At 70.4% G+C, this 4,072-nt stretch carries 4 protein-coding genes; 3 read left to right on the forward strand and 1 reads right to left on the reverse strand.

The window, feature by feature from the left end:
• The coding region (locus AC08OO_RS15025; RefSeq protein ID WP_476618668.1) for a TerD family protein at positions 1-560 on the reverse strand (560 nt) is incomplete at its 3' end.
• A gap of 113 nt (positions 561-673) precedes the next feature.
• Between AC08OO_RS15025 and AC08OO_RS15030 the strand changes: the two genes are divergently transcribed.
• From AC08OO_RS15030 to AC08OO_RS15040, 3 genes are all read left to right on the forward strand, one after another.
• Complete coding sequence (locus AC08OO_RS15030; RefSeq protein WP_476606368.1) at positions 674-1,252, forward strand: suppressor of fused domain protein; 579 nt, start codon at positions 674-676, stop codon at positions 1,250-1,252.
• Positions 1,253-1,320: 68 nt separating this feature from the next.
• The gene (locus AC08OO_RS15035) at positions 1,321-3,156 is read left to right on the forward strand and encodes an alkaline phosphatase D family protein (RefSeq protein WP_476610441.1); all 1,836 of its coding nucleotides are present in this window, start codon (positions 1,321-1,323) and stop codon (positions 3,154-3,156) included.
• Positions 3,157-3,410: 254 nt separating this feature from the next.
• On the forward strand, positions 3,411-4,072 hold a 662-nt coding region (locus AC08OO_RS15040; protein WP_476618669.1), incomplete at its 3' end, for a cytochrome c oxidase subunit I.

The raw sequence follows: 4,072 nt of genomic DNA on the forward strand, positions 1-4,072 counted from the left end.
GCCTGCGGGTGGGGCGGGGCCACGGGTGGCTGCACGACCTGCGTCGCGGCCTCGGAGGTGCCGGGGTCGTCGACGGTGATGCCGAAGTCAGTCGCGATGCCGGCCAGCCCCGAGGCGTAGCCCTGGCCCACCGCCCGCACCTTCCAGGCCCCGGCGCGCCGGTAGAGCTCGACGAGAATCAGCGCCGTCTCGCTGCTCAGCCCGGACGGATCGAAGCGGACGAGCTCGGCGCCGCCACGCGCGTCCCGCACCACGATGCTCAGGCCGCGCAGGGCGGCGAAGGTCGCCGGCCCGCTGCCGTCGAGACTCCCGGTGACGACCACCTTGTCCATCTCCGGCGGGACCGCGGCCAACGTGCACTCCAGCGCGGACGGCGGTACGAGACGCACCCCGGGACCCGTCGGCTGGTTGAAAAAGACGAAGTCGTCGTCGGTGCGCACCTTGCCGTGGGTGGTCACCAGGATCGCCGCGATGTCCAGCGGACTCGACGAGGCGATCTCGACCCGGACGTCGGTAGTGGGCAACGCGGCGTTGCCGCCCTTGGTCAGCACCTGTGCCATGAACCCCTCCAACGTCGCACCACGATAACTCCCGCACCGGCCACGACGGTTCCCGGGATAACTGCCGACCATACGATCGCAGGTATGGAACAACGTGGCGGGGCATCGGCCTGGTGAGCGGCAGCGCGATCCTGCGATCGGTCGAGGAGCATGCTGCGGCGCTCTTCGGACCGGACACCGGTCGAGCCGCGGTCACGTTCCTCGGCACCGACCAGATCGAGGTGCTGCGGTTCGGGCCGGACCAGGCGGGCGTCATCCGCTATCTCACCCTGGGTATGTCCCGGGAGCCGATGACGGCGGCGGCGACGACCGTGCGCGACCCCGCCGGCCCGCGGGCCGAACTCGTGCTGTCCCTGCGCGGGCGGCGCGACAGCGTGCTGCGGCGGTTGGCCGTGCTGGCCGCCGTCCCGACGGTCGAGGGCCGTCCGGTGGCTCCCGGGTCCGGCCTGGATCTCGGGGAACCGCTCTGGGACGGCGCCCCGTTCACCGCGGTGCTCGTCGGCGAGCCCGGCGGGCTCATCCCCGATCTCGCCACCGGGCTCGCACCCGTCCGCTTTCTCCCCCTGCTTCCGATGACCCCCAACGAGTCCGCCTACAAGCGGGTGCACGGCCCGGACTCGCTGCACCAACGGTGGCTGGCGGCCGGGACGGATCTGCGCGACCCCGGCCGCCGGGAGGTCCATCTCGGCTGACCCCCGGCGTGGGGGATCCGCTGTGAACGGGCCGCGAGTTCATCCGTTTCCACTACTCTCATCCAGTTGTGACCCGTGACGCCGCAGCCGGCTCCCCGCGTTCCCGCCGATTCCCGCGGGCGCCCTCGCCGTCAGCCGCCACCGGTCAGACTGGTCGACCGGCCGGCACCGATCCGTCGGCACGCGCCGATCCGGGCACCGGTCCTCGCGCCGCCGCCCGGTCCGGCCACGGGACGAACCCGGGGGCCGATCCACGTCGCCGTGCCGTCCTGCTCGGCGGCCTCGGGCTGGGGGGCGCCGCGCTGGGCGGGGCGAGCCTGGCGGCCTGCGGCGGCTCCGGCGGTTCGATCCCGGCCCCCGCGCCGACCCTGCGGGCACCCACCCCGATCGCGGGCGTCACCGACGGGGTCTTTGGGCTCGGGGTCGCCAGCGGCGACCCGTTGCCGGACGGCGTCATCCTCTGGACCCGGCTCGCGCCGAGGCCGACCGAGGGCGGCGGCATGCCCACACGGGACATCGAGGTCGACTGGCAGATCGCGACGGACGAGGGTTTCCGCGATGTGGTGCGCGCCGGCACGCAGACCGCGCAGACGGCGTTCGCGCATTCCGTCCACGTTGACGTCCGCGGACTCGCACCGGAGCGTGACTACTTCTACCGGTTCCGTGCCGGCACCGTGCTCAGTCCGGTCGGCCGGACCCGCACGGCCGCGGCACCTGGGAGGGGACCGGAATCGACCGGCGGTGCCCTGACCTTCGCGCTGGCCTCGTGCCAGGACTTCCAGAACGGGTACTGGCCGGCTCTCGACGGCATCGCCACCGACGCGCCGGACCTCGTCGTCCACGTCGGCGACTACATCTACGAGTACGACCCGAAAAGCAACTACCCGGACCGGCGGCACACCACCCCGCAGCGGCTCGGTCTGGACCAGCTCCAGACGCTGGCGGACTACCGCAACCGGTACGGCCAGTACAAGTCCGATCCTGCCCTGCAGGCCGCTCATCACGTGGCCCCCTGGGTCGTCACCTGGGACGATCACGAGGTCGAGAACAACTACGCCGGACTGATCGACGAGGCCGGCGACGCCGGGGAGCAACGGCAGGACCCTGCCGCGTTCGCCCGCCAGCGTGCCGCCGCCTACCAGGCGTACTACGAACACATGCCGATCCGCGCGGAGCTGAATCCGGGATCGCCCGACATGCGGGTCTACCGGCGGTTCGTGTTCGGGAACCTGGTGACGTTCAACGTCATGGACACCCGGCAGTACCGGACCCGGCAGCCCGGCGACTCCCCGCAGGGCATCGGGCTCGCCTCCCTGGGCCGGGACAACACGGCCGGCACGATGGCCGGCGCCGCCCAGGAACGCTGGTTGCGCGACGGCCTGACCACGTCACGGACCCGCTGGAACGTCCTCGCCCAGCAGACGATGATGGCCCAGCTGAACGGGCAGCTACCCCTCGGCGAGGGACCACGGCTGGCCAACCTGGATCAGAACGACGGGTACGGCCCCTACCGGACCCGGCTGCTGTCGGAGATCCGCGACAGCGGCGTGCGCAACCCGGTGGTGCTCTCCGGTGACATCCACTGCGCCTGGGTAAACGACCTCCGGGTCGATTTCGACCGGCCCGAGACGCCGGTCGTCGCGACGGAGTTCGTCTGCACCTCGATCAGCTCGGCCTTCTTCCTCGTCAGCGAGGACTTCATCCGGCAGAACAATGCCCGGCTCAACCCGCATGTCCGGTATTTTCGTGGTGACCGGCGAGGTTACACGCGCGTTCGCGTCACCCCGGACGAATGGCGCGCGGACATGCGGGTCGTCGCCGACATCGCCCATCGCCACTCGCCCACGTCCACGGATGCCACCTGGGTGGTCGAGAACGGGCGGCCCGGCGCGCGGCCGGCCTGAGAGCGAGCGTGCGGCGGCACGCTCCGGCCCTGCCTGCCCGCCCTGCCGGCCGCTTTCCACCCGATTCATCGGAAAAGGCACGAGAATTCGACCACCGGGTGGCCTCACCGGCCTGCGCATCGCGAATAAATCCGAAGAAACTCGACGGTTCTACGGCCAGGAAACCGGTCGCCACGTTAGCCTTTCCCCGGCCCGTCCGCCGCTTTCCACACGCCTTCTGGCACCGCGCGGACGACGAACATCGGGAGCCGAACGTGACTATTCTACACCAACCGAGAGAACCGGGCGGAGCGGCGGATACCGGGACGCAGCCAGCGGATATCGTCGCCGCGCACACCAGGCCACATACCCCTTTGCTCGGCTATCTGCGGACGACGTCCCACAAGGACATCGCCATCCTGTACGCCGTCACGTCGTTCGGGTTCTTCCTCTTCGCCGGTGTCCTGGCCATCATGATGCGGGCGGAACTCGCCCGCCCGGGGCTGCAGTACTTCTCCAACGAGCAGTACAACCAGTTTTTCACGATGCACGGCACGCTGATGCTGCTCATGTTCGCGACCCCGCTGGCATTCGCGTTCGCGAACTTCCTCGTGCCGCTGCAGATCGGCGCGCCGGACGTGGCGTTCCCGCGGCTGAACGCGCTGTCCTACTGGTTCTTCCTGTTCGGCAGCCTGACGGTGATCCTCGGGTTCCTGACCCCGAACGGCGCCGCGTCCTTCGGCTGGTTCGCCTACTCGCCGCTGAACAGCAAGGTGTACTCGCCGGGGGCCGGGTCGGACCTGTGGATCGTGGGTCTCGCGGTCTCCGGTCTGGGCACCATCCTCGGCGCCGTCAACATGATCACGACGATCCTGACGATGCGGGCCCCGGGCATGACGATGTTCCGGCTGCCGATCTTCTGCTGGACCTTCCTGGC

The sequence above is a fragment of the Frankia sp. CeCAU1 genome (assembly GCF_977971845.1).